The following is a 25,135-nucleotide window of genomic DNA, read 5'->3' as shown; positions in this document are numbered from 1 at the left end:
TTGCTCGTCATACTCAAAGCTACAGGCGCGATATTCTACGTGAAAACAGCGTAAACGGCAGGTCAAACAGAGTATCTTTGCAAATATTTTTTCACATTGGTGTCAAGCGGCTGAGAGGCGGCAAAAAAATCCCCCTGACCACCCATCACACCACGCTCTGTCAACATCTGCCATTCGCCTCTGGAGCGCACGCCCGTGGCAAATACTTGTGTTCGCGTTCCCTTACACGCTTCCACCAGACTCTGCACCAGCAGCTGGTTTTCCGTGCGCTTTTCAATATTCCTGACCAGCCCCGGATGTAGCTTTAATAATTCCACATCCAGCTCCTTGATCCAGCTGGTACTGACCAGCGTCAGGCCCGCCTGTGTCACCGCCACACGCGCACCCAGCGCATTGATCAAACGTACCACCGGACGTAACCGGCTGATGTGTTGACCAACATCCGCCTCTGCAAGTTCAAAAATAATGTGTTTGCGTTGCGATTTTTCGCATTGCATTAATGTATCGCGCAGCCAGCGTTGAAAACGCGGGCGAATTAACGACTCGACGGTCACCTGTAATGCCAGACTTTCTTCAGGCCAAAAAGATAAAAACGGAATCAGTCGGCTAATTTGCTGACGGTCATACTCTTCGGAGAGTCCAAATTGCAGGACCATCGGCAGATATTCCGCCGAAATAACCTCTTCCGTGCCGTCGAAAATGCGACACATTAATTCACGGTGGTGAACATGGCCGTTTTTCATCACCGCTGGTTTTTGATAAAGGCGGGGGCCACCGCGGCTCAACATTTGTTCAATCAGGGTACGCCAGCGCACATTGCCACGCCCTTTCTCAGGCAGGGAATCGTCATATACCGCCCAACCGTTCGCCCCTTGCAGCACTGCGTTACGGGTTGCCGCTTCCGCATGCTCCATCACCTGTTCAGTTGACTGCCCGCCGCGCCAGGCGCAAATCCCCATATGCACCATATCATCCCGGTCAAGCATTTTGCTCTGCGGCAGCGCATCCACCGCCTTCAGCAACTGGCTGGCGATGCTCTCCGACTCCTTAAGTGTGCGATGGGGTAACAACACCGCAAAGTCGCTGCGGTGATAGCGCGCCAGCAGCGCGCCGGGATAGCGCATAATAAAAGTCGACAGCAAGTTGATGAGCGTAAAGAGGTTCTCTTCCGCCACGCGGCGTCCCCAGGTATCGCGCAGGAGATCGAAATCCGGCAGACGAACCATCATGACGACCCCGTGCGTTCCCACTTTTTCCGGGTCGTCCAGCAGCGTGGCCAGTTGATTATCAAAGAACAGGCGGTTATTCAGACCGGTTTTGTTATCCTGCGCGGCATAGGAACGGATCAGCGTATCCATGCGGCTGCGCTGATCGCTGGCGAACTGAATTTCTGAAAGCAGCGTATCCAGCGCGCTGCTGGTGCTGGACGGCCACTCATAGACCGACCCCCGCACCTGCGGGCCGCGCTCCCCGTTGAGTATTCGCACGGAGCGGTTTTCCAGCAGCTCCTGACCGGAGAGCTGACGGCGTAGCCAGCGCACCGCAAGAAAAATCAGCAGGACAATAAAGGCGACGGCAACGGTGAGTGGCGCGGTGGTCATCATCGAGCGGAAATAGCTGGCCATGGGATCGAGGTAGACCAGGCGTATCGTCATCCCCGGATTTTTAAGGGAATGGACATTCACTTCCCGATACTGGCTCACGACGCCCGCAGGCCGATAGCTGCCCTGACGCTGATGGCTTAGCACCGGATGCTTTCCCTGGGTGATGTCGACCTGCACAATATCAACCGGTACCATCAATTCATCCAGCTCGCGGGAGAGTTCCGATAGCGGAGTGGTAATCAGACGCGTATCAATAACTGACGCAACAGACTCAACCCGGTTGACCAGCTTATCCTGAATGGCGTTATAAAAGCTCAGGGAGCAGCCAAGGAGCGTGACAAAAATGGTTAACCCCGTCAGCAACGTGATAAAAGCTGAGAACTTCGTCGTTAATCGCATCCTTGAGATTACTCCGTGGGTTGATGGGTAGCGAGTAAGCGCTAACTTGCATTTCAAATGCGCCATACTACCAAACCTGGTGTATCTGGCAATTTATTGCGTTAAATCGGCATAGCGTTTCATTGAGCGAGTATAGTCTTCAGAACGAATTTTCCAATCATCAGAATAGTGAGGATCCTGTATGCAGGCTTTGATCTTAGAACAGCAGGACGGCAATACCGTTGCCTCGGTGCAAGCCCTTGATGAGAGCCGTCTGCCCGAAGGCGACGTCACCGTCGACATCGACTGGTCCAGTCTGAATTACAAGGATGCCCTGGCCATCACCGGCAAAGGTAAAATCATCCGAAATTTCCCGATGGTGCCAGGGATTGATTTTGCAGGCCACGTTCATTCCAGCGAAGATCCGCGGTTTCATGCCGGCCAGCAGGTGCTGCTCACCGGTTGGGGCGTCGGCGAAAATCACTGGGGCGGGCTGGCAACGCAGGCGCGGGTGAAAGGCGAGTGGCTGGTGCCCATGCCTGCTGGGCTGGATGGCCGCAAAGCGATGATTATCGGCACCGCAGGCTTTACCGCCATGCTGTGCGTCATGGCCCTTGAAGATGCCGGTATCCGCCCTGAGTCAGGCGAGATAGTCGTGACCGGGGCCAGCGGTGGCGTTGGCAGCACGGCGGTGGCTTTACTGCACAAACTGGGGTATCAGGTCGTCGCGGTCTCAGGCCGTGAAAGCACCCATGACTACCTGCGTCAGCTTGGTGCCAGCCGCATTCTTGGCCGCGACGAATTTGCCGAAACCCGTCCGCTGGAAAAACAGCTCTGGGCCGGAGCGGTGGATACCGTCGGAAATAACGTGCTGGCAAAAGTGCTGGCGCAGATGAACTACGGTGGCTGCGTGGCGGCCTGCGGTCTGGCGGGCGGTTTTGCGCTGCCAACCACCGTTATGCCCTTTATCCTGCGTAACGTGCGCCTGCAGGGTGTGGATTCCGTCATGACTCCGGCGGCCCGTCGTGCAGAAGCCTGGGAGCGTCTGGTACGCGACCTGCCTGAGTCCTTCTTCACGCAGAGTGCAACCGAAATCGCCCTCAGCCAGGCGCCGGAATATGCCGGTAAGATCATGGATAATCAGTTCCATGGCCGCGCGCTGGTAAAAATTGCCTAATCTTCAAATTTTCGTGACATATTCGCGCTAATCCTTCTCCTCCGTCATGCTTAGAAAAACGCATGACGGAGGATGCCATGAAAACCCGAAAACTGACGGAAGCCGACGTAACGTCCGAATCTGTCTTTATGTTACAGCGCCGCCAGATCCTGAAAATGCTTGGCATCAGTGCCACCGCGTTGACGCTCACACCTGCGGCTCACGCTGATTTGCTCGACTGGTTTAAAGGCAACGATCGGCCAAAAGCCCCTTCAGGTGCCCCGCTCACCTTTACGAAACCTGCCGAGTGGCAAAACAAACTGACGCTCACGCCAGAAGATAAGGTCACCGGTTATAACAACTTCTACGAATTTGGGCTTGATAAAGCCGATCCTGCGGCCAATGCAGGCAGCATGAAAACCGATCCGTGGACGTTGAAAATTGACGGCGAAGTGGCAAAACCCTTAACGCTGGATCATCACGATCTCACCACCCGTTTCCCGTTAGAGGAACGCATTTATCGTATGCGCTGCGTGGAAGCCTGGTCGATGGTGGTACCGTGGGTAGGTTTTCCGCTGCATAAGCTGCTGGCAATGGTTGAACCCACCAGCAATGCGAAATATGTCGCATTCCAGACGCGTTACGCCCCGGACGAGATGCCAGGCCAGAAGGACCGGTTCATCGGCGGTGGGCTTGCATATCCTTATGTAGAAGGATTACGCCTTGACGAAGCCATGCATCCTCTTACCCTTCTGACCGTCGGCGTTTACGGTAAAGCGCTCCCGCCGCAGAACGGCGCCCCCATCCGGCTAACGGTACCGTGGAAATATGGCTTCAAGGGCATTAAATCGATCGTCAGTATTAAGCTCACCCGTGAGCGTCCGCCCACAACATGGAATCTCGCCGCGCCGGACGAATACGGTTTCTTCGCCAACGTGAACCCACATGTCGATCACCCACGCTGGTCGCAGGCGACGGAACGGTTTATCGGTTCTGGCGGTGCGCTGGATGTGAAGCGTCAGCCCACGCTGCTTTTTAACGGCTATGCGGATGAAGTGGCGTCGCTCTACCGTGGCCTCAATTTACGGGAGAACTTCTGAGTGCGTTTAACGGCAAAACATGTAACCTGGCTGAAAGTGCTGCTGCATTTAGCCGGGTTGCTCCCTTTTATCTGGTTGTTCTGGGCCGCCAGCCAGGGGCTCTTTAGTGCCGATCCGGCCAAAGATATCCAGCACTTTACCGGTCGGATGGCTCTGAAATTTTTACTGGCGACCTTGCTGGTTTCGCCGCTGGCGCGCTACGCTAAACAGCCATTATTGATACGCACACGTCGGCTTTTAGGGCTATGGTGTTTTGCCTGGGCCACGTTGCACCTGACCAGCTACGCGCTGCTGGAACTGGGGATTAACAACCTGGCACTGCTGGGCCGCGAACTGGTCACGCGTCCTTATCTGACGCTGGGCATTGTCAGTTGGCTGGTGTTACTGGCATTAGCGCTGACCTCCACGCAATATGCGCAGCGAAAACTGGGTAAGCGCTGGCAGTTGCTGCACAACTTCGTCTATCTTGTCGCGATCCTCGCACCCATCCATTATTTGTGGTCCGTGAAGATCCTCTCGCCTCAGCCCATCCTCTACGCGCTGCTGGCTTTGGCGCTTTTAGCATGGCGTTACAAGAAGTTCCGCCAGTGGTTGCGATAGTTCGCGAAACTGTGCGTTTTCCCGCAGATTACTTATCAACCGCCATTCTTTTTCGGATAGCGGTTGATAATCTTCCCTGATAAGACCAGTATTTAGCTGCCAAATGCTACGAAATCGTTATAATGTGCGACTTTGGTTTTCCTGAATGCATTTTAGGAAAGTCATCAGGTGACTTTCGCGTTTCAAAGGTATATTTTGGTTTTTACCCGAGATTCGCAGGAGATAGCGACACAATGGCAGAAAAATTCCGAATCTTAGTTTTAAACGGACCGAACCTGAACATGCTCGGCACCCGTGAGCCAGAGAAGTATGGCACGCTGACATTGAGTGAAATTGTTAACCGTTTGGGCACGGAAGCAGCGTCACTGAATGTGGATTTGGATCATTTTCAGTCAAACGCGGAGTACGCACTCATCGACCGTATTCATCAGGCTAAAGACACTGTGGACTATATCCTGATCAATCCGGCCGCGTTTACGCACACCAGTGTTGCTATCCGCGACGCACTGCTGGCGGTGAGTATCCCGTTTATCGAGATCCACCTCAGCAACGTGCACGCCCGAGAGCCGTTCCGCCACCATTCGTATCTGTCGGATATCGCCGCTGGCGTTATCTGCGGACTGGGCGCAGACGGTTATTCATACGCTTTACAGACAGCGGTAAAACGCCTGTCACAATCACACTAAACAAGAGTACGGAACCCACTCATGGATATTCGTAAGATTAAAAAACTGATCGAGCTGGTTGAAGAATCAGGCATCTCCGAACTGGAAATTTCTGAAGGCGAAGAGTCTGTACGTATCAGCCGTGCAGCCCCAGCCGCTAGCTTCCCGGTAATGCAGCAAGCTTATGCTGCGCCAGTGCAGCAGCCTGCGCTCTCTGCAGCCGTTGCACCAGCAGCAACTGAAGCCGCACCTGCCGCTGCAGCAGAAATCAGTGGTCACATCGTACGTTCCCCAATGGTTGGTACTTTCTACCGCACCCCGAGCCCGGACGCGAAGGCGTTCATCGAAGTGGGTCAGAAAGTCAACGTAGGCGATACCCTGTGTATCGTTGAAGCCATGAAAATGATGAACCAGATCGAAGCAGACAAATCAGGTACTGTGAAGGCGATTCTGGTCGAAAGTGGTCAGCCGGTAGAATTTGACGAGCCGCTGGTCGTCATCGAGTAACGAGGCGAACATGCTGGATAAAATTGTTATCGCCAACCGCGGCGAGATCGCACTGCGTATTCTTCGTGCCTGTAAAGAACTGGGCATCAAGACTGTCGCTGTGCACTCAAGCGCGGACCGCGATTTAAAACACGTATTGCTGGCGGATGAGACGGTCTGTATCGGCCCGGCTCCGTCCGTAAAAAGCTATCTGAACATCCCGGCAATCATCAGCGCCGCTGAAATCACTGGCGCGGTGGCAATTCACCCGGGTTATGGCTTCCTCTCCGAGAACGCCAACTTTGCTGAGCAAGTTGAACGCTCTGGCTTTATCTTCATCGGCCCGAAAGCTGACACCATCCGCCTGATGGGTGACAAAGTGTCTGCAATCACCGCGATGAAAAAAGCCGGTGTTCCAACCGTTCCAGGTTCTGACGGCCCGCTGACTGACGACATGGATGCAAACCGTGCACATGCTAAACGCATTGGCTACCCGGTGATCATCAAGGCGTCCGGCGGCGGCGGCGGTCGCGGTATGCGCGTAGTGCGCAGCGACGCTGAACTGGCACAATCCATCTCCATGACCAAAGCGGAAGCGAAAGCAGCGTTCAGCAATGACATGGTGTACATGGAAAAATACCTGGAAAACCCACGCCACATCGAAATTCAGGTGCTGGCTGACGGTCAGGGTAACGCTATCTATCTGGCAGAACGTGACTGCTCCATGCAGCGTCGTCACCAGAAAGTGGTCGAAGAAGCACCAGCACCGGGCATTACCCCGGAACTGCGTCGCTACATCGGCGAGCGTTGTGCCAAAGCGTGTGTCGACATCGGCTATCGCGGGGCGGGTACCTTCGAATTCCTGTTCGAAAATGGTGAGTTCTACTTCATTGAGATGAACACCCGTATTCAGGTTGAACACCCGGTTACCGAAATGATCACCGGCGTTGACCTGATCAAAGAGCAGCTGCGTATCGCTGCCGGCCAGCCTCTGTCCATCAAACAGGAAGAAGTAGTGGTCAAAGGCCATGCGGTCGAGTGCCGTATCAACGCCGAAGACCCGAACACCTTCCTGCCAAGCCCGGGTAAAATCACGCGTTTCCACGCGCCGGGTGGCTTTGGCGTGCGTTGGGAGTCTCATATCTACGCCGGTTACACCGTACCGCCGTACTATGACTCAATGATCGGTAAGCTTATCTGCTACGGCGAAAACCGTGACGTGGCGATTGCCCGCATGAAGAACGCCCTGCAGGAGCTAATCATCGACGGTATCAAAACCAACGTTGATCTGCAGATGCGCATCATGAGCGACGAGCACTTCCAGAATGGTGGGACGAACATCCACTATCTGGAGAAAAAACTCGGTCTCAACGAGAAGTAAGAAAGCATCTATGCTAAAAGGCCGGTTTAACCGGCCTTTTTTATTTCTGGGGATCGTCAAGGCCCATCATGTACAATCCCCGCTTTCTTCATCCACAAGGGACAAAAAATGGACAAACGTTTTGTTCAGGCCCATAAAGAAGCGCGCTGGGCGCTGTGGCTGACCCTTCTCTATCTTGCCGCATGGTTGGTAACCGCTTACTTACCTGATTCTGCAATTGGCATCACCGGCCTGCCTCACTGGTTTGAAATGGCCTGTCTGCTGGTACCGCTGATTTTTATCCTGCTGTGCTGGGCAATGGTGAAATTCATTTATCGCGATATCCCGCTGGAGGACGACGATGCAGCTTGAAGTCATTCTGCCGCTTATCGCGTATTTGTTGGTCGTGTTTGGCGTGTCCGTGTATGCCATGCGCAAAAGGGCAACCGGCACCTTCCTGAACGAATATTTCCTCGGCAGCCGTTCAATGGGCGGCATTGTGTTAGCGATGACGCTCACCGCCACCTATATCAGCGCCAGCTCATTTATTGGCGGTCCCGGGGCAGCCTATAAATATGGGTTAGGCTGGGTGCTGCTGGCGATGATCCAGCTCCCGGCTATCTGGCTTTCGCTGGGTATACTCGGCAAGAAGTTCGCTATTCTGGCGCGTCGCTATAATGCCGTGACGCTGAACGACATGCTGTTTGCCCGCTACCGCAGCCGTTTACTGGTATGGCTGGCAAGTCTAAGCCTGCTGGTCGCCTTTGTGGGTGCGATGACGGTGCAGTTTATTGGCGGTGCACGTCTGCTTGAAACCGCAGCAGGGATCCCTTACGAGACTGGCCTGCTTATCTTTGGGATCAGTATCGCGCTTTATACGGCGTTTGGTGGATTCCGCGCCAGCGTACTGAACGACACCCTGCAGGGCATGGTGATGCTCATTGGAACCATTGTGCTGCTGGTGGGGATTGTCCATGCGGCAGGCGGCCTGAGCCATGCTGTTGAAACCCTGGAGGCGATTGACCCGAAACTGGTCACTCCAGAGGGCGCAGATGACATTCTTTCACCCACCTTTATGACCTCCTTCTGGGTGCTGGTCTGCTTCGGCGTCATTGGACTGCCGCATACCGCTGTACGGTGTATCTCCTATAAGGACAGTAAAGCGGTTCATCGCGGCATTATTATCGGGACCATTGTGGTGGCGATACTGATGCTGGGAATGCATCTGGCGGGTGCATTAGGTCGTGCGGTGATCCCAGATCTTACCGTGCCCGACCTGGTGATCCCTACCCTGATGGTTAAAGTCCTCCCCCCCTTTGCTGCCGGGATTTTCCTTGCCGCACCGATGGCCGCCATTATGTCGACGATCAACGCTCAGTTGCTGCAAAGTTCCGCTACGATTATCAAAGATCTCTATCTGAATTTGCGTCCCGAGCAGTTGAAAAACGAACGACGCTTAAAGCGGATGTCTGCAGTGATTACGCTGTTATTAGGGGCACTGCTGCTGCTGGCCGCCTGGCGTCCACCGGAGATGATCATCTGGCTGAACCTGCTTGCGTTTGGCGGCCTTGAAGCTGTTTTCCTGTGGCCGCTGGTGCTTGGCCTGTACTGGGAACGCGCGAATGCTGCGGGCGCGCTAAGCGGCATGATTGTTGGCGGTGTCGTGTACGCCGTGCTCGCTACCTTTAAGATCCAGTACCTGGGCTTCCATCCAATTGTGCCTTCGTTACTGTTAAGTTTACTGGCGTTTGTGGTGGGGAACCGTTTCGGTCAACCCGTCCCACAACCCGCTATGATGTCTACTGATAAATAAAGAGTTTTGCCATGCCGTGGATCCAACTAAAACTGAACACAACCGGTGCTCACGCCGAAGAGCTGAGCGATGCGCTGATGGAGGCCGGCTCGGTCTCTATCACCTTCCAGGACACGCATGACACGCCGGTCTTTGAGCCGCTGCCGGGCGAAACGCGCCTGTGGGGCGATACCGACGTGATTGGCCTGTTTGATGCCGAAACCGACATGAAAGAAGTGGTCGCGATTCTGGAACATCATCCTCTGCTGGGCGCGGGTTTTGCGCACAAAATCGAACAACTGGAAGACAAAGACTGGGAACGCGAGTGGATGGATAACTTCCACCCCATGCAGTTTGGCAAGCGTCTGTGGATCTGCCCAAGCTGGCGCGAAGTTCCCGATGAAAACGCGGTCAACGTGATGCTCGACCCGGGTCTGGCATTCGGTACCGGCACCCACCCGACCACCTCACTGTGCCTGCAGTGGCTGGATGGCCTGGATCTGGAAGGGAAAACCGTGATCGACTTCGGCTGTGGATCCGGGATCCTCGCCATTGCCGCCCTGAAGCTGGGCGCCGCAAAAGCCATCGGGATCGATATCGATCCGCAGGCCATTCAGGCCAGTCGTGATAACGCCGAGCGTAACGGCGTTTCCGATCGCCTTGAGCTGTATCTGCCGGACGCGCAGCCAGAGGCCATGAAAGCCGATGTGGTGGTCGCTAACATCCTGGCAGGCCCATTACGCGAGCTTGCACCGTTAATCAGCGTGCTGCCCGTTGAGGGCGGTCTGCTGGGGCTTTCCGGGATCCTGGCAAGCCAGGCTGACAGCGTCTGCGAAGCCTACGCCGATCTCTTCACCCTCGATCCGGTGGTGGAAAAAGAAGAGTGGTGCCGCATCACGGGCCGTAAAAAATAAGAACATTTTTCGTACTGAGATGATGTTCTAAAATGCGACGCAGATCGCATAGAAGCGGGAGAGTCTGCTGCTAAAAACAGCAGAATATCCCGCTCAACGGATTCATTTTTTGAGAAATGATGAGAAGTTACGGGAAATTGTAAGCGGTCATAAAATCGCCGTTAATACATAACATAATGATTTAAATAAAAAATAATTTTCATCATTGTGACTGGGTGGCGATTCCTTGATCTACAACAGTGGATTGTTCAAAGTTTGGCCTTTCATCTCGTGCAAAAAATGCGTAATATACGCCGCCTTGCAGTCACAGTATGGTCATTTCTTAACTCATGCGCATCGGACACCACCAGCTCAGAAATCGCCTGATCGCAGCCCCAATGGCAGGTATTACCGACCGGCCGTTCAGGACGCTGTGTTATGAGATGGGAGCCGGTTTAACCGTTTCCGAGATGATGTCGTCTAACCCGCAGGTCTGGGAAAGCGATAAATCCCGCCTTCGGATGGTGCACATTGATGAACCAGGTATTCGCACCGTGCAAATCGCCGGAAGTATGCCTGAAGAGATGGCAGATGCCGCGCGGATTAACGTGGAAAGTGGCGCCCAGATTATTGATATCAACATGGGTTGCCCGGCCAAAAAAGTGAATCGCAAGCTTGCAGGTTCAGCCCTTCTGCAATACCCCGACCAGGTGAAGTCAATCCTGACGGCGGTTGTCAGCGCAGTGGACGTTCCTGTTACGTTGAAGATTCGCACGGGTTGGTCGCCGGAACACCGTAACTGTGTAGAGATTGCCCAACTGGCCGAAGACTGTGGCATTCAGGCCCTGACCATTCATGGACGCACTCGCGCCTGTTTGTTCAACGGTGAAGCTGAATACGACAGCATTCGGGCAGTTAAGCAGAAAGTTTCCATTCCGATTATCGCGAATGGCGACATTACTGACCCGCTTAAAGCCAGAGCTGTGCTCGACTATACGGGAGCTGATGCTCTGATGATAGGACGTGCAGCTCAGGGAAGACCCTGGATCTTTCGGGAAATCCAGCATTATCTGGACACTGGGGAGCTGCTTGCCCCGCTGCCACTGGCAGAGGTTAAGCGCTTGCTTTGTTCGCATGTTCGGGAACTGCATGACCACTACGGCCAGGCAAAAGGGTACCGAATTGCGCGTAAACACGTCTCCTGGTATCTCCAGGAGCACGCTCCAAATGACCAGTTTCGGCGCACATTCAACGCCATAGAGGATGCCAGCGAACAGCTGGAGGCGTTGGAGGCATACTTCGAAAATCTTGCGTAATGAAATAAAGAGCTGACAGAACTATGTTCGAACAACGCGTAAATTCTGACGTACTGACCGTTTCTACCGTTAACTCTCAGGATCAGGTAACTCAAAAACCCCTGCGTGACTCGGTTAAACAGGCACTGAAGAACTATTTTGCTCAACTGAATGGTCAGGATGTTAATGACCTGTATGAGCTGGTACTGGCTGAAGTTGAACAGCCACTGTTGGACATGGTGATGCAATACACCCGCGGTAACCAAACCCGCGCTGCGCTGATGATGGGTATCAACCGTGGTACTCTGCGTAAGAAACTGAAAAAATACGGCATGAACTAATTTCGGTTAGCGAAATGCTTGTTTAAAAAGGCGCTACCTGGCATGGGGATGCGCCTTTTTTATTGCTCCACATTTGCCACCGTCAACGCTTTGTAAACCTTCGCTTTCCCCACTTTTCAACCGCCGCTTTTCGTGTATATTTCCACCACCTTACTGGCTCTCTTCTCCCGGAATGTCATAATGATTCGTAAATACTGGTGGCTGGTTGTCTTTGCTGTCTCAGTTTTTCTCTTTGATGCGCTGCTGATGCAGTGGATTGAACTGATGAGCACCGAAACCGATAAGTGTCGCAATATGGATTCCGTGAACCCGCTTAAACTCGTCAATTGTTCAGAGCTGGACTGAGCCGCCAACGTCGTCAAAAACCCCGAAATCACTTAATAAAAACGGGGATTTAAATCCCTTTGAGTCATTACCTTACGATGATAATGTCTCGCCCTTCACCACCGCCCTTGCGTAACCTCACACTCGAGTTGAACCGATCATGCTGGTTAGCCAATACAACCATATCCTTGTCGTCCTCTCCTTTGTTGTCGCTATCCTTGCTGCCTATACCGCGCTGAATATGGCCGCGCGTGTGGCGGGAAGTCAGGGCGTGGCAGCGCGCATCTGGCTGGCCGGTGGTGGTGTTGCAATGGGTATTGGCGTATGGGCGATGCATTTTATCGGCATGCTGGCGATGGATCTCTCCATGAGCATGAGCTACAACGCCACCCTGACGGGGTTATCGATGGTTATCGCCGTGGGTTCATCCTTGTTTGCGCTGTGGCTTGTCAGCTGCGAGCAGCTGCGTTTGCGCCGTCTGCTGCCCGGTGCACTAGTCATGGGAACCGGTATCGTGGCCATGCATTACACCGGCATGGCGGCCCTGGAGGTTACGCCCGGTATTATCTGGGATAAAACATGGGTGGCGATATCAGTCGCTATTGCGCTTGCTGCGTCGCTCGCGGCACTGTGGCTGACGTTCCGCCTGCGTCATGATGCCGCTCAGGTCGCGCTGATGCGCATGGGTGCTGCAATCACGATGGGGATTGCGATTGCCGGAATGCATTATGCGGGGATGAAAGCCGCACAGTTTCCAGTGTCGACCATGGCTCACCATGAGGGGATTAACGGCAGCTGGCTGGCCGTGCTGGTGAGCGTTGTCGCACTCGCCATCCTTGGTATCACCCTGCTGGTGTCGATGCTGGATGCGCGCCTGCAGGCACGCACCTCTCTCCTCGCCTCGTCTCTGGCGGAAGCAAACCGGGAGCTGGCCCAGCTGGCGCTACAGGATACGCTGACGCGCCTGCCCAATCGTATCCTGCTGGAAGATCGACTCGATCAGGCCATCAACAAAGCAGATCGTGAAGGCACGCATTTCGCATTGATGTTTATGGATCTCGACGGCTTTAAAACCGTCAATGACGCCTACGGGCATGATGTCGGCGATAAACTGCTGGTTGCCGTTACGCAACGCCTGCTGCTCCCCCTGAAAGGCCAGTTCACTCTTGCACGTATTGGCGGTGATGAATTTGTTCTGCTGGCAGAAGTTGGGGGGCCGGACGATGCAGCCTCCCTTGCCAATGCCCTGGTGCGCACTATCGATAGTCCATTCAATGTGGATCCGTATGAACTGGTGGTGACCCTCAGTATTGGCATTGCGCTTTATCCTCACGATGGCAAAACCGAACGCGAGCTGATGTTTAACGCCGATGCGGCGATGTACCACACCAAGCATATGGGCCGTAACGGTTATCACTTTTTCCAGCCCTCCATGAACACGCTGGCGCAAACCCATTTGCAACTGATGAACGATCTGTGGCTGGCCATCGATCGTAATGAGCTACAGCTGCATTATCAGCCCAAATTCCACGCGCCGGCAGGCCCCGTACTCGGGTTTGAGGCACTCCTGCGCTGGCAACACCCGAAGCTGGGATTGCTTACGCCAGACCTGTTCCTGCCGCTGGCGGAAAAAACGGGACAGATCATTCCCATTGGCAACTGGGTTATCAACGAAGCCTGCCGCCAGTTGCGGGAATGGCACCTTAAAGGGCATCAAAACTGGTCAATGGCGGTGAACCTGTCGACACTTCAGTTTGAACAACCTTCTCTGGTGAGTACGGTGCTTGATTGTCTGACACGTCATCAGGTACCGCCGGAAATGCTGATCCTTGAAGTGACGGAAACCACTGCGATGAGTAACCCGGATGAGAGCGTGCGGGTGCTGACAGAGCTGACGAATGCGGGTGTGAAAGCCTCTATTGATGACTTTGGTACCGGCTACTCGAGCCTGCTGTATCTTAAACGCTTACCCGCCTGTGAATTGAAAATCGACAGGGCGTTTGTAAAAGAGCTCAGTGGAGAAAGCGAAGATGCGACCATTGTCTCCGCGATTGTCGCCCTGGCGAAAACGCTGAATCTGAAAGTGGTGGCTGAAGGGGTGGAAACCGAAGCACAGCAAGCCTTTTTGACGGAACTGGGCTGTAATACCCTTCAGGGCTATTTGTTAGGAAAGCCTGTCAGTGCGCAGACCATTGAAACGCTTTGCGAGCAGGGAGAGATCTTGCCCGACACCGAGTCGTAAGACTCTTCACGTGGCGACACGCGCATCACCGGGAGTGTCGCCAGAATGTTATCGACCAGAGCAGGTGCCTGTTGATAGAGGTTGAAGCTGTCGTTATTCATTAACCAGTTTTTAATTATTCCGCTAAAAAATCCGTGGAACACTATCAACGTTAAATCCACATTCACCTGCGAAGAAATGATGTTTCGTGAAATACAGCGCTCCAGTGTCGCACGTAGAAAATCATTGTTGAAACCAATACGTTTCCTGATTTCATACTCGGAAACCATATCACTGGTAAATTCACACTTATGATACAAAATCTGTAACAGCGCGCACTGGCGAGGCTCATGCGCAATATATTGCAACGCAGTGATAAATTGCTCACGAAGCATTAACAAGGGATCATCTTTTTCGGAAAGAGAAAGTCTGTCGCGAATGAGATCGCGAAGCGGCAATTGCTGTTCCCAGATAGCATTAAATATCTCTGTTTTACTGGTGAAATGCCAATAGACGGCCCCACGCGTCACCTTTGCCGCATCGGCGATATCCGTCAGCGTTGTGTTGGTTACGCCACGTGTCGCAAACTGCCCAATAGCCGCTTCAATCAGCTGTTGACGGGTTTGTTGAGCCTCTGCTTTCTTTTTACGCGCCATGGACGACTACTCGTTACTCACAAGAATTAAGCTGTTTAGTAGGGTTTTGTAATCGGAAGTATTCATGAAAGACAAGGTGAATTCTGCACAAAAAAAGTCAACTCGCTTTATTTATAACTGAGGTAAATACATACCAATAATTAAATTCACAAAACAGATGAATGCCCTCTATGAAACATCACTCTCCTGATTACTTTTGTTAAAGTATATTGCTGTAAACGCAAAGCCTTCTTCTGATTTTCTTTCCTGCCGCATTTATCCGCACTTATAAATTAAAAAACATTAAATACCCTCATTATTATACGCAGCTACATTTTTTGTTTTTGTCCCCTACCCTGTCACCGATCCACGGAAATATCGGTTAATGGGTATTTAAAGGAACAGTAATGACGAATCATTTCAGACGCTTGCCCTTAACCGGTTTTATTGTCTGCGCCGCACTGCTTGCCGGATGCGATGGGCAGGAAAATCAGCAACATCAACCGCAGCCGCCTCAGGTGAGTGTACACATTGTCAAAAGTGCCCCCCTCACTGTGACAACAGAGCTGCCGGGCAGAACAGATGCGTTTCGCGTTGCGGAAGTGCGTCCTCAGGTTAGCGGCATTATCCTGCGTCGCAATTTCACCGAAGGCAGCGATGTCAAAGCTGGTCAGTCACTTTATCAGATCGATCCCGCCAGCTATCAGGCGGCGTATGACAGCGCAAAAGGAGAGCTGGCGAAAGCCCAGGCGGCAGCCAATATTGCGCACCTGACGGTGAAACGTTATCTCCCGCTGGTGGGCACACAGTATGTCAGTAAGCAGGAGTACGACCAGGCCGTTGCAACGGCTCAGCAGGCGGATGCCAGCGTCGTTGCTGCAAAAGCAGGAGTTGAAAGCGCACGCATCAACCTTGCCTATACCAAAGTCACCTCTCCCGTCGATGGTCGCATTGGTAAATCCAGCGTGACCGAGGGAGCTCTCGTCACCAACGGCCAGGCAAACGCCCTGGCAACGGTACAGCAACTGGATCCGATGTATGTCGATGTCACCCAGTCCAGCAATGATTTTATGCGTCTGAAGCAGACAAGCCTGCAAAAAGGGGAGACCACCAGCACCGTCGAGCTGTTGATGGAGAATGGTCAGCCCTATCCGCTAAAAGGCACGCTGCAGTTTTCTGATGTGACGGTTGATGAAAGCACTGGCTCCATCACTCTGCGGGCGATTTTCCCGAATCCGCAACACCTGCTGTTACCGGGAATGTTTGTACGCGCCCGCATTAATGAGGGTACGCAGCCGAATGCGATTCTGATCCCACAGCAAGGCGTCACCCGCACGCCGCGTGGGGATGCAACCGTCCTGATTGTTAACGACAAAAACCAGGTTGAGTCACGCACCGTCGTTGCCTCTCAGGCCATTGGCGATCGCTGGCTGGTCACAGAGGGGCTGAAAAACGGTGACCGCGTGATTGTCAGTGGGTTACAAAAAGCCAAACCTGGGGCTACCGTCGTCGCCACACCCGATACCTCTACGACTCCAGCCGGTTAAGGAACGACGTCATGGCTAATTTCTTTATCCAGAGGCCGGTTTTCGCCTGGGTACTCGCCATCATTTTGATGATTGCAGGTGGGCTGGCGATCCTCAAACTGCCCGTAGCGCAGTATCCAACTATCGCCCCACCCGCGGTTGCTATAACCGCAACCTACCCTGGCGCAGATGCGCAGACGGTGCAGGATACCGTGACGCAGGTTATCGAACAGAATATGAACGGCATCGATAACCTGATGTATATGTCATCCACCAGCGATTCTGCAGGTAATGTCACCATCACCCTGACCTTTGAGTCTGGTACAGACCCGGATATCGCCCAGGTTCAGGTTCAGAATAAACTTCAGCTCGCCATGCCGCTGCTGCCGCAGGAAGTGCAGCAACAAGGGATCGGCGTTGAGAAGTCCAGCAGCAGCTTCCTGCTGGTGGCTGGCTTTGTTTCAGACAATAAAAGCCTCTCGCAGGATGACATTTCCGACTACGTCGCCTCGAATGTGAAAGATGCCATTAGTCGAACCACTGGGGTGGGTGATGTTCAGCTGTTTGGTGCCCAGTATGCAATGCGCATCTGGCTCGACAGTAACGCGATGAATAAATACCAGCTGACGCCGCTGGACATTATTAATCAACTGAAAACCCAGAATGACCAGATAGCGGCAGGCCAGCTAGGCGGAACGCCGTCCGTGCCGGGCCAGCAATTGAACGCCTCGATCATTGCGCAAACCCGCCTGAAATCACCGGAAGAGTTTGGCCGCGTGACGCTGAAGGTGAACCAGGACGGCTCGATGGTGCACCTGAAGGATGTCGCACGCATTGAACTGGGCGGTGAAAACTACAATATGGTGACCAAAATCAACGGGCAGGCCGCAACCGGCCTGGGGATTAAGCTGGCGACCGGTGCAAATGCGCTGGATACGGCGGCGGCCATCAAGCGCAAGCTGGCGCAACTGCAGCAATTCTTCCCACAGGGTCTGAAGGTGGTTTATCCGTACGACACCACGCCGTTTGTGAAGATCTCTATTCACGAAGTGGTAAAAACCCTGTTTGAAGCGATCATCCTCGTCTTCCTGGTGATGTATCTGTTCCTGCAAAACCTGCGCGCGACACTTATCCCCACTATCGCGGTGCCGGTTGTTTTGCTGGGTACCTTCGCGGTGCTGGCGGCGTTCGGATTCTCCATCAATACCCTGACGATGTTCGGGATGGTACTGGCAATAGGCTTGCTGGTTGATGATGCCATCGTGGTCGTTGAGAACGTCGAACGCGTGATGGTAGAAGACAAACTGCCGCCGAAAGAGGCGACGCAGAAGTCGATGGAACAGATTCAGGGCGCACTGGTGGGTATAGCCATGGTGCTGTCGGCAGTCTTTATCCCGATGGCATTTTTCGGTGGCTCGACCGGGGCCATCTATCGCCAGTTTTCACTGACCATCGTTTCGGCAATGGCGCTCTCCGTATTGGTCGCCCTGATCCTGACCCCCGCGTTGTGCGCAACCCTGCTTAAACCGGTATCCGGCGATCACCATGAAAAGAAAGGCGGTTTCTTTGGCTGGTTTAATGCGCTTTTTGACCGCAGCGTGGAGCACTACAGCAACAGCGTGAGCGGCATTTTACGCAAGACCGGCCGCTACCTGGTGGTGTACATCATCATTGTGGGTGGCATGGCGGTGCTGTTCCTGCGCTTGCCCACCTCCTTCCTGCCCGAAGAGGACCAGGGGGTATTTATGACGATGGTGCAACTTCCGGCCGGTGCGACCCAGACGCGTACACAGCAGGTCCTCGATCAGGTCCAGAACTATTATCTGAAAAACGAGAAGGCCAATGTTGAATCTGTCTTTACCGTTAATGGCTTTAGTTTTAGCGGCCAGGGCCAGAACGCCGGTATTGCCTTTATCAGCCTGAAGCCCTGGGAAGCACGACCGGGAGCGGAAAATAGCGTTGAGGCGATTGTTGGCCGCGCGACAAAAGCCTTCAGTCAGATAAAAGATGGGCTCGTATTTCCATTTAACCTGCCTGCGATTATCGAACTGGGAACCGCAACGGGCTTCGACTTCGAACTGATTGATCAGGCAAACCTGGGGCATACCTCGCTGACGCAGGCGCGGAATGAGCTGCTCGGAATGGTGAAAGCGCACCCTGACATGCTGGTGCGCGTGCGGCCAAATGGTCTGGAAGATACCCCGCAGTTTAAACTGGATGTCGACCAGGAGAAGGCTCAGGCGCTGGGCATCAGTCTTTCTGACGTCAACCAGACCATCTCGACGGCCCTGGGTGGAACTTATGTAAATGACTTTATCGATCATGGCCGCGTGAAAAAGGTCTATGTCCAGGCTGATGCGCACTTCCGTATGCTGCCTGGTGACATCAGCAACCTGTATGTACGCAGCGCAAATGGTGAGATGGTACCTTTCTCCGCCTTTAGCACCTCGCACTGGGTGTACGGTTCACCTCGCCTGGAGCGCTATAACGGGATGCCATCCATGGAGATCATCGGTGAGTCCGCACCCGGGAAAAGTACCGGTGAGGCCATGGCGCTGATGGAAAGTCTTGCTGCAAAACTGCCTTCCGGCATCGGGTATGACTGGACAGGAATGTCTTATCAGGAACGACTTTCCGGAAATCAGGCGCCTGCGTTGTACGCTATTTCACTGATTGTGGTGTTCCTTTGTCTGGCTGCTCTTTACGAAAGCTGGTCCATTCCCTTCTCAGTGATGCTGGTGGTTCCGCTGGGAGTCATTGGGGCGCTGGTTGCAGCAGCGTTACGTGGCTTAAACAATGACGTCTATTTCCAGGTGGGTTTGCTGACAACGATTGGTTTGTCGGCTAAAAACGCCATTCTGATCGTTGAGTTTGCCAAAGATCTGATGGAAAAAGAGGGTAAAGGCATCATTGAAGCCACGCTGGAAGCATCAAGAATGCGCCTTCGACCGATCCTGATGACCTCGCTCGCCTTTATTCTTGGCGTCATGCCGCTGGTGATCAGCCATGGCGCCGGGAGCGGTGCGCAAAACGCGGTCGGGACAGGGGTCATGGGGGGCATGCTTTCCGCAACGCTTCTGGCTATCTTCTTCGTGCCCGTTTTCTTTGTGGTCGTCCGGCGACGCTTTACGCGCCATAAAGAGTAATGAATACCTGAAAGGCACCTCTGGTGCCTTTTTTATTTTAAGATAAACAGTGTATTAAGATCGCAGTGTTAAAAAGAGTCAGTTTGCATTAAGTAAGAACGCCACGTTGTTACTCCATAATTTCTCCATTAATTCGTTCTGACGAAACACTTTTCTCCACGATGTTTACAAACAACATAATTTGAGATTATTCCTCGTGTAACGTGGGCTTATCCCGGTGGTAAAATAACCTCCAGTTCGTTAATAGCCCTCCTGGCTTTATAGCGGACGCGAAATAATACTGAGGTAACATCATGAAAAGATTCATTTCCGTTGCACTACTCGCTGCGCTGCTGGCTGGATGCGCGCACGACTCTCCATGTGTACCGGTATACGACGATCAGGGCCGACTGGTTCATACCAATACCTGTATGAAAGGTACCACTCAGGATAACTGGGAAACAGCAGGTGCTATCGCTGGTGGTGCTGCCGCGGTGGCGGGGTTGACGCTGGGTATTGTTGCCCTGACCCGATAACATCTGTTCAGAAAGCGCGGCTCTGGCCGCGCTTTTGCTTTGAATGAGTGCAGTAATATCAAATCAGTAAAAGACCCGTATTTATTCACACCATTAATTTTAGCCAGAAGCCTGTCACCTCTTTTTCACTTCCCCTTTTTAATTTTGTATTCAGTTTTAATGATTTTCACCCATTCATATTATTGAATACCCGGCCAATATTCACTCCGGAAACTATCTCTTCTTTTTCTCTGACCCTCCTTAAAAGTTTTGCTCCGATTTGTGGCACAGGTTGTAATTTCGCACCGTTTCGGGGCGCTCCTTTTATTTAAGCCTGTCTACACTCAGCATTAAGCGTTCACTTATCGCTTATTTCATCGAGCGCGAAACCTGGCATTACGTTTGCTATATAAACGTCGGCCAACGCCACAGATGGGTAAAAGTGTTTAAAACACCTAAATAACGATAAATTTAGCCACACAGGATGCATTATGAAAAAGACGATGATAGCCAGCCTGGCCGCTGCGGGTATGTTGTTTGCTGTTGCGGGTCAGGCCCATGCGGGCACAACGCTGGATGCCGTGAAAAAGAAAGGTTTTGTTCAGTGCGGTATCAGCGACGGTTTGCCTGGCTTCTCTTATGCCGATGCTAACGGCAAATTTACCGGTATCGATGTTGACGTCTGCCGGGGCGTCGCCGCTGCCGTTTTCGGCGATGACAGCAAAGTAAAATATACCCCGCTGACGGCCAAAGAACGTTTCACCGCGCTGCAGTCCGGCGAAGTGGACATGCTCTCCCGTAATACCACCTGGACCTCCTCCCGTGATGCAGGCATGGGGATGTCATTCACCGGTGTCACCTATTATGACGGCATCGGTTTCCTGACCCACAATAAAGCGGGTCTGAAAAGCGCCAAAGAGCTGGACGGTGCGACCGTGTGTATTCAGGCCGGTACCGATACCGAGCTTAACGTCGCCGATTATTTCAAAGCGAATAATATGAAGTACACCCCGGTGACATTCGATCGCTCTGATGAATCAGCCAAAGCGCTGGAATCTGGCCGTTGCGATACGCTGGCGTCTGACCAGTCACAGCTCTACGCGCTGCGTATTAAGCTGAGTAACCCGGCAGAGTGGATCGTCCTGCCTGAAGTCATCTCTAAAGAGCCCCTTGGTCCCGTCGTTCGCCGTGGCGACGAAGACTGGTTCTCTATCGTTCGCTGGACCCTGTTCGCCATGTTAAATGCAGAAGAGATGGGCATCAGCTCGAAAAACGTCGATGAGAAAGCTGCCAAACCGTCTACCCCGGATATGGCACACCTGCTGGGCACAGAAGGCGATTTTGGCAAGGATCTGAAGCTGGATAACAAGTGGGCGTACCACATCATTAAACAGGTGGGCAACTACGCTGAGATCTTTGAGCGCAACGTGGGATCGGAAAGCCCGCTGAAGATCAAACGCGGCCAGAACAATCTCTGGAATAACGGCGGTATTCAGTACGCACCGCCAGTACGTTAAGTCTTTGCTGTAACGGGCACTGTGAACGCAGTGCCCACTCCAGAGTCATGGTTACCGAGGTTTCTTTATGTTCCATCGCCGCTCCCCCGTAAAAGGATCGCTATCCTTTTCTCATCCCGCGGTCCGCGCCTGGCTATTCCAGATTATTGCCATTCTTGCGGTTGTTCTTATCGCCATTTATTTAATTCATAACACGGTTACCAACCTGAATAATCGCGGTATTACCTCCGGCTTTGCTTTTCTGGATCGCAGTGCGGGTTTTGGCATTGTTCAGCATCTTATTGACTATCAGGAAGGCGATACCTACGGCCGCGTGTTCCTCGTCGGTTTACTCAATACACTGCTGGTCTCCGCGCTGTGTATTGTTTTCGCCTCCATACTGGGCTTTTTTATTGGCCTCGCTCGCCTGTCAGATAACTGGCTGCTGCGAAAGCTGTCCACCATTTACATTGAGACGTTCCGTAATATCCCGCCGCTGCTGCAGATTTTTTTCTGGTATTTCGCCGTACTGCGTAACCTTCCGGGCCCACGTCAGGCTGTCGATGCCTTCGATCTGTTTTTCCTGAGCAACCGTGGACTCTATATTCCTTCTCCTGAACTCGCAGAAGGGATATATGCTTTTATCGCCGCGATTATCATCGCGCTCGCCCTCTCTGCCGGGCTATTTCGCTATAACCGCAAACATCAGATCAAAACCGGGCAGCTTCGCAAGACATGGCCAATTGCGGCGCTTTTGATTATCGGTCTGCCGCTCCTGACACACTGGCTTTTTGGTGCCGCGTTACACTGGGATGTCCCACATTTGCGGGGCTTTAACTTCCAGGGCGGGATGGTGTTAATTCCTGAACTGGCGGCCCTGACCCTGGCCCTTTCCATTTATACGTCTGCGTTTATTGCCGAAATCATTCGGGCGGGGATCCAGGCAGTCCCGCATGGACAGCACGAGGCAGCACGCTCTCTGGGGTTACCTCATACGGTAACGCTTCGACAGGTCATTATTCCACAGGCGTTACGGGTCATCATTCCGCCCCTGACCAGCCAGTACCTCAATATTGTCAAAAACTCGTCGCTGGCAGCCGCTATTGGCTACCCGGATATGGTGTCACTGTTCGCCGGCACCGTGCTTAACCAGACAGGGCAGGCCATTGAAACCATTGCCATCACTATGTCCGTCTATCTGATTATCAGCCTGGCGATCTCGTTGCTGATGAACCTGTATAACCGCCGTATCGCACTGGTCGAGCGCTAAGGAACTATGATGACAAAAGCGATACTGTCGCACTCTTCGCGTCCTGCCAACCCGACAGGTGGACGTTTTATTCTCTGGGCGCGTAAGAATCTGTTCTCCAGTTGGGGTAACAGTCTGCTGACAATAATTTGTCTGTGGCTGATGTGGGAGTTGATCCCGCCACTCATTAACTGGGCTTTCTTGCAGGCTAACTGGGTCGGTTCAACCCGGGCAGATTGTACAAAAGCTGGCGCTTGCTGGGTGTTTATCCACGAGCGTTTTGGTCAGTTCATGTATGGATTGTATCCGCACGAACAACGCTGGCGAATCAATCTGGCGCTGGTTATTGGGCTGCTCTCCATCGCCGTGATGTTCTGGAAAAGGCTGCCGCAACGCGGACGGTACATCGCCTGCTGGGCGGTGGTGTATCCGATTGTTGTGTGGGTGCTGTTGTACGGTGGTTTCCTGGGGCTGGAACGCGTGGAAACCCGACAATGGGGCGGCTTAACGCTGACGCTGATTATTGCTTCTGTTGGGATCGCAGGCGCACTGCCGTGGGGCATTTTACTGGCGCTTGGCCGTCGCTCAAAAATGCCCGTTGTCCGTGTGCTCTCGGTTATTTTCATTGAGTTCTGGCGCGGTGTACCGCTTATTACCGTCCTTTTTATGTCTTCGGTCATGCTGCCATTGTTTATGGCAGAAGGCACGACGATAGACAAACTGATCCGTGCCCTGGTAGGAGTCATTCTGTTCCAGTCAGCCTACGTTGCGGAAGTGGTGCGTGGCGGTCTGCAGGCATTGCCTAAAGGGCAGTATGAGGCTGCGGAATCACTGGCGCTCGGTTACTGGAAAACACAGGGGCTGGTGATACTTCCGCAGGCACTCAAGCTGGTTATCCCCGGGCTGGTGAACACGATCATCGCCCTCTTCAAAGATACCAGCCTCGTGATCATTATCGGATTGTTCGATCTCTTTAGCAGCGTGCAACAGGCAACGGTTGACCCTGTCTGGCTTGGCATGTCCACCGAAGGATATGTCTTTGCTGCTCTGATCTACTGGATCTTTTGTTTTAGCATGTCGCGCTATAGCCAGTATCTGGAAAAGCGCTTTAACACCGGGCGTACACCGCACTGAGGAAATTATGAGCCAAATAACTATGACACCCGCCGACGCGATGATTACGCTGGAAAACGTGAATAAATGGTACGGGCAATTTCACGTCCTGAAAGATATCAATCTTAAGGTCAAGCAGGGCGAACGCATTGTCCTTTGCGGCCCTTCCGGGTCCGGGAAATCGACAACCATTCGCTGCATCAATCACCTTGAGGAGCATCAGCAGGGGCGTATTGTTGTTGATGGTATCGAACTGAATGAAGACATTCGCAACATCGAACGCGTGCGTCAGGAAGTCGGGATGGTGTTTCAGCACTTTAACCTGTTCCCCCATCTGACGGTGCTGCAGAACTGTACGCTTGCGCCGATTTGGGTGCGCAAAATGCCAAAAAAGGAAGCTGAAGCGTTAGCGATGCACTATCTGGAACGTGTACGTATTGCTGAGCACGCCAATAAATTTCCAGGCCAGATATCGGGTGGCCAGCAGCAGCGTGTGGCTATCGCCCGTTCACTGTGCATGAAGCCCAAAATTATGCTTTTTGATGAGCCAACTTCAGCGCTGGATCCTGAAATGGTGAAAGAAGTTCTGGATACCATGATTGGACTGGCGCAATCCGGAATGACTATGCTGTGCGTGACACATGAAATGGGGTTCGCCAGAACCGTGGCTGACCGGGTGATCTTTATGGATCGCGGAGAGATTGTTGAACAGGCGCCACCGGATGAGTTCTTTGCGCATCCGAAGTCAGAACGCACGCAAGCATTCCTGTCACAGGTGATTCACTAATCGTTTGTTATGCCGGGTGGCGGCTTCGCCGTACCCGGCCTACGCTGTGTGCCGTGTAGAAATGCAAAAAGGCCATCCTTTCGGATGGCCTTTTCACTTATTTGATGTCTGGCAGTTCCCTAATCTCACATGGGGAGACCCCACACTACCATCGGCGCTACGGCGTTTCACTTCTGAGTTCGGCATGGGGTCAGGTGGGACCACCGCGCTAAAGCCGCCAGACAAATTCTTTTACTTCTTGCCGAACTTTAACCTAAGTATAAAGTGGTGCTGATACCCAGAGTCGAACTGGGGACCTCACCCTTACCAAGGGTGCGCTCTACCAACTGAGCCATATCAGCACACTAAATTTGATGCCTGGCAGTTCCCTACTCTCACATGGGGAGACCCCACACTACCATCGGCGCTACGGCGTTTCACTTCTGAGTTCGGCATGGGGTCAGGTGGGACCACCGCGCTAAAGCCGCCAGGCAA

Annotated in this window: 22 protein-coding genes, 1 tRNA gene and 2 rRNA genes; 20 read left to right on the top strand and 5 right to left on the bottom strand. The window is 53.1% G+C overall.

Annotated features, from left to right (window positions below; all coding sequences use genetic code 11):
- Positions 1 to 62 precede the first annotated feature (62 nt).
- A complete protein-coding gene (gene csrD, locus EQV24_RS12015) occupies positions 63 to 2,003 on the bottom strand; it encodes an RNase E specificity factor CsrD (protein ID WP_023620882.1) in 1,941 nt (646 codons plus the stop codon).
- A 181-nt stretch (positions 2,004 to 2,184) separates the two neighbouring features.
- Between csrD and EQV24_RS12010 the strand changes: the two genes are divergently transcribed.
- The 13 genes from EQV24_RS12010 to EQV24_RS11950 all read left to right on the top strand — a co-directional run bounded on the left by EQV24_RS12010 (position 2,185) and on the right by EQV24_RS11950 (position 14,236).
- Positions 2,185 to 3,159 (top strand): MDR family oxidoreductase, encoded by a 975-nt coding sequence (locus EQV24_RS12010; protein WP_023620881.1) that lies wholly within the window; start codon positions 2,185 to 2,187, stop codon positions 3,157 to 3,159.
- 77 nt (positions 3,160 to 3,236) lie between these two features.
- Complete coding sequence (msrP, locus tag EQV24_RS12005) at positions 3,237 to 4,238, top strand: protein-methionine-sulfoxide reductase catalytic subunit MsrP (protein WP_040021899.1); 1,002 nt, start codon at positions 3,237 to 3,239, stop codon at positions 4,236 to 4,238.
- Positions 4,239 to 4,838, top strand: coding sequence for a protein-methionine-sulfoxide reductase heme-binding subunit MsrQ (gene msrQ / locus EQV24_RS12000; protein WP_130626636.1), 600 nt, complete (start codon positions 4,239 to 4,241; stop codon positions 4,836 to 4,838). It begins immediately after the preceding gene.
- Between the two features lie 233 nt (positions 4,839 to 5,071).
- Positions 5,072 to 5,524 (top strand): type II 3-dehydroquinate dehydratase, encoded by a 453-nt coding sequence (gene aroQ, locus EQV24_RS11995; protein WP_013098991.1) that lies wholly within the window; start codon positions 5,072 to 5,074, stop codon positions 5,522 to 5,524.
- 21 nt (positions 5,525 to 5,545) lie between these two features.
- Entirely contained in the window at positions 5,546 to 6,010 is a 465-nt protein-coding gene (accB, locus tag EQV24_RS11990; RefSeq protein WP_013098992.1) for an acetyl-CoA carboxylase biotin carboxyl carrier protein, read from the top strand.
- A gap of 10 nt (positions 6,011 to 6,020) precedes the next feature.
- Complete coding sequence (gene accC / locus EQV24_RS11985; RefSeq protein WP_003860388.1) at positions 6,021 to 7,370, top strand: acetyl-CoA carboxylase biotin carboxylase subunit; 1,350 nt, start codon at positions 6,021 to 6,023, stop codon at positions 7,368 to 7,370.
- Positions 7,371 to 7,478: 108 nt separating this feature from the next.
- Positions 7,479 to 7,721: a YhdT family protein gene (locus EQV24_RS11980; protein ID WP_013098993.1), complete on the top strand. Its 243-nt coding sequence runs from the start codon at positions 7,479 to 7,481 to the stop codon at positions 7,719 to 7,721.
- Positions 7,711 to 9,162: a sodium/pantothenate symporter gene (panF, locus tag EQV24_RS11975; RefSeq protein WP_020687390.1), complete on the top strand. Its 1,452-nt coding sequence runs from the start codon at positions 7,711 to 7,713 to the stop codon at positions 9,160 to 9,162. Before EQV24_RS11980 ends, panF begins: the two co-directional genes overlap by 11 nt.
- 11 nt (positions 9,163 to 9,173) lie before the next feature.
- Positions 9,174 to 10,055 (top strand): 50S ribosomal protein L11 methyltransferase, encoded by an 882-nt coding sequence (gene prmA, locus EQV24_RS11970; RefSeq protein WP_014833498.1) that lies wholly within the window; start codon positions 9,174 to 9,176, stop codon positions 10,053 to 10,055.
- Positions 10,056 to 10,384: 329 nt separating this feature from the next.
- Positions 10,385 to 11,350, top strand: a complete 966-nt coding sequence (dusB, locus tag EQV24_RS11965) for a tRNA dihydrouridine synthase DusB (RefSeq protein WP_130626635.1) — start codon at positions 10,385 to 10,387, stop codon at positions 11,348 to 11,350.
- Between the two features lie 23 nt (positions 11,351 to 11,373).
- Complete coding sequence (fis, locus tag EQV24_RS11960; protein WP_000462905.1) at positions 11,374 to 11,670, top strand: DNA-binding transcriptional regulator Fis; 297 nt, start codon at positions 11,374 to 11,376, stop codon at positions 11,668 to 11,670.
- Between the two features lie 180 nt (positions 11,671 to 11,850).
- Complete coding sequence (locus EQV24_RS11955) at positions 11,851 to 12,015, top strand: DUF2556 family protein (RefSeq protein ID WP_013098997.1); 165 nt, start codon at positions 11,851 to 11,853, stop codon at positions 12,013 to 12,015.
- Positions 12,016 to 12,154: 139 nt separating this feature from the next.
- On the top strand, positions 12,155 to 14,236 hold the full coding sequence (locus EQV24_RS11950) for a bifunctional diguanylate cyclase/phosphodiesterase (protein WP_045902593.1): 2,082 nt from the start codon (positions 12,155 to 12,157) through the stop codon (positions 14,234 to 14,236).
- Here EQV24_RS11950 and envR read toward each other — a convergent pair.
- A complete protein-coding gene (envR, locus tag EQV24_RS11945) occupies positions 14,152 to 14,871 on the bottom strand; it encodes an acrEF/envCD operon transcriptional regulator (protein ID WP_130626634.1) in 720 nt (239 codons plus the stop codon). The two genes, EQV24_RS11950 and envR, sit on opposite strands and share 85 nt — an antisense overlap.
- Before the next feature lie 386 nt (positions 14,872 to 15,257).
- Here envR and EQV24_RS11940 point away from each other — a divergent pair, with 386 nt between their 5' ends.
- From EQV24_RS11940 to EQV24_RS11910, 7 genes are all read left to right on the top strand, one after another.
- Entirely contained in the window at positions 15,258 to 16,397 is a 1,140-nt protein-coding gene (locus tag EQV24_RS11940; protein ID WP_013098999.1) for an efflux RND transporter periplasmic adaptor subunit, read from the top strand.
- An 11-nt stretch (positions 16,398 to 16,408) separates the two neighbouring features.
- Positions 16,409 to 19,522: an efflux RND transporter permease subunit gene (locus tag EQV24_RS11935; RefSeq protein ID WP_130626633.1), complete on the top strand. Its 3,114-nt coding sequence runs from the start codon at positions 16,409 to 16,411 to the stop codon at positions 19,520 to 19,522.
- A 293-nt stretch (positions 19,523 to 19,815) separates the two neighbouring features.
- Positions 19,816 to 20,037 (top strand): lipoprotein, encoded by a 222-nt coding sequence (locus EQV24_RS11930; protein ID WP_013099001.1) that lies wholly within the window; start codon positions 19,816 to 19,818, stop codon positions 20,035 to 20,037.
- Positions 20,038 to 20,507: 470 nt separating this feature from the next.
- Complete coding sequence (locus EQV24_RS11925) at positions 20,508 to 21,533, top strand: amino acid ABC transporter substrate-binding protein (protein WP_013099002.1); 1,026 nt, start codon at positions 20,508 to 20,510, stop codon at positions 21,531 to 21,533.
- A gap of 67 nt (positions 21,534 to 21,600) precedes the next feature.
- Positions 21,601 to 22,782 (top strand): amino acid ABC transporter permease, encoded by a 1,182-nt coding sequence (locus EQV24_RS11920; RefSeq protein WP_013099003.1) that lies wholly within the window; start codon positions 21,601 to 21,603, stop codon positions 22,780 to 22,782.
- Positions 22,783 to 22,791: 9 nt separating this feature from the next.
- A complete protein-coding gene (locus EQV24_RS11915; RefSeq protein WP_130626774.1) occupies positions 22,792 to 23,895 on the top strand; it encodes an amino acid ABC transporter permease in 1,104 nt (367 codons plus the stop codon).
- A 7-nt stretch (positions 23,896 to 23,902) separates the two neighbouring features.
- The gene (locus EQV24_RS11910; protein ID WP_013099005.1) at positions 23,903 to 24,661 is read left to right on the top strand and encodes an amino acid ABC transporter ATP-binding protein; all 759 of its coding nucleotides are present in this window, start codon (positions 23,903 to 23,905) and stop codon (positions 24,659 to 24,661) included.
- 106 nt (positions 24,662 to 24,767) lie between these two features.
- Here EQV24_RS11910 and rrf (EQV24_RS11905) read toward each other — a convergent pair.
- From rrf (EQV24_RS11905) to rrf (EQV24_RS11895), 3 genes are all read right to left on the bottom strand, one after another.
- Positions 24,768 to 24,883 (bottom strand): 5S ribosomal RNA (rrf, locus tag EQV24_RS11905).
- Between the two features lie 43 nt (positions 24,884 to 24,926).
- A tRNA-Thr gene (locus EQV24_RS11900) sits at positions 24,927 to 25,002 on the bottom strand.
- 14 nt (positions 25,003 to 25,016) lie between these two features.
- Positions 25,017 to 25,132 (bottom strand): 5S ribosomal RNA (rrf, locus tag EQV24_RS11895).
- Positions 25,133 to 25,135 lie beyond the last annotated feature (3 nt).

This window comes from Enterobacter sp. A8 (assembly GCF_004296595.1).
Lineage (GTDB): Bacteria > Pseudomonadota > Gammaproteobacteria > Enterobacterales > Enterobacteriaceae > Enterobacter > Enterobacter cloacae.
This window is presented reverse-complemented; position numbering and strand designations above follow the sequence as displayed.

Bases quoted from the DNA above. Each gene is read 5' to 3' on its own strand.
- csrD (WP_023620882.1), bottom strand. From the start codon at position 2,003: ATGCGATTAACGACGAAGTTCTCAGCTTTTATCACGTTGCTGACGGGG.
- fis (WP_000462905.1), top strand. From the start codon at position 11,374: ATGTTCGAACAACGCGTAAATTCTGACGTACTGACCGTTTCTACCGTT.
- EQV24_RS11915 (WP_130626774.1), top strand. From the start codon at position 22,792: ATGACAAAAGCGATACTGTCGCACTCTTCGCGTCCTGCCAACCCGACA.
- EQV24_RS11925 (WP_013099002.1), top strand. From the start codon at position 20,508: ATGAAAAAGACGATGATAGCCAGCCTGGCCGCTGCGGGTATGTTGTTT.
- EQV24_RS11950 (WP_045902593.1), top strand. From the start codon at position 12,155: ATGCTGGTTAGCCAATACAACCATATCCTTGTCGTCCTCTCCTTTGTT.
- panF (WP_020687390.1), top strand. From the start codon at position 7,711: ATGCAGCTTGAAGTCATTCTGCCGCTTATCGCGTATTTGTTGGTCGTG.
- msrP (WP_040021899.1), top strand. From the start codon at position 3,237: ATGAAAACCCGAAAACTGACGGAAGCCGACGTAACGTCCGAATCTGTC.
- EQV24_RS11920 (WP_013099003.1), top strand. From the start codon at position 21,601: ATGTTCCATCGCCGCTCCCCCGTAAAAGGATCGCTATCCTTTTCTCAT.
- EQV24_RS12010 (WP_023620881.1), top strand. From the start codon at position 2,185: ATGCAGGCTTTGATCTTAGAACAGCAGGACGGCAATACCGTTGCCTCG.
- envR (WP_130626634.1), bottom strand. From the start codon at position 14,871: ATGGCGCGTAAAAAGAAAGCAGAGGCTCAACAAACCCGTCAACAGCTG.
- EQV24_RS11930 (WP_013099001.1), top strand. From the start codon at position 19,816: ATGAAAAGATTCATTTCCGTTGCACTACTCGCTGCGCTGCTGGCTGGA.
- EQV24_RS11955 (WP_013098997.1), top strand. From the start codon at position 11,851: ATGATTCGTAAATACTGGTGGCTGGTTGTCTTTGCTGTCTCAGTTTTT.
- EQV24_RS11935 (WP_130626633.1), top strand. From the start codon at position 16,409: ATGGCTAATTTCTTTATCCAGAGGCCGGTTTTCGCCTGGGTACTCGCC.
- EQV24_RS11940 (WP_013098999.1), top strand. From the start codon at position 15,258: ATGACGAATCATTTCAGACGCTTGCCCTTAACCGGTTTTATTGTCTGC.
- EQV24_RS11910 (WP_013099005.1), top strand. From the start codon at position 23,903: ATGAGCCAAATAACTATGACACCCGCCGACGCGATGATTACGCTGGAA.
- accB (WP_013098992.1), top strand. From the start codon at position 5,546: ATGGATATTCGTAAGATTAAAAAACTGATCGAGCTGGTTGAAGAATCA.
- dusB (WP_130626635.1), top strand. From the start codon at position 10,385: ATGCGCATCGGACACCACCAGCTCAGAAATCGCCTGATCGCAGCCCCA.
- prmA (WP_014833498.1), top strand. From the start codon at position 9,174: ATGCCGTGGATCCAACTAAAACTGAACACAACCGGTGCTCACGCCGAA.
- accC (WP_003860388.1), top strand. From the start codon at position 6,021: ATGCTGGATAAAATTGTTATCGCCAACCGCGGCGAGATCGCACTGCGT.
- aroQ (WP_013098991.1), top strand. From the start codon at position 5,072: ATGGCAGAAAAATTCCGAATCTTAGTTTTAAACGGACCGAACCTGAAC.
- EQV24_RS11980 (WP_013098993.1), top strand. From the start codon at position 7,479: ATGGACAAACGTTTTGTTCAGGCCCATAAAGAAGCGCGCTGGGCGCTG.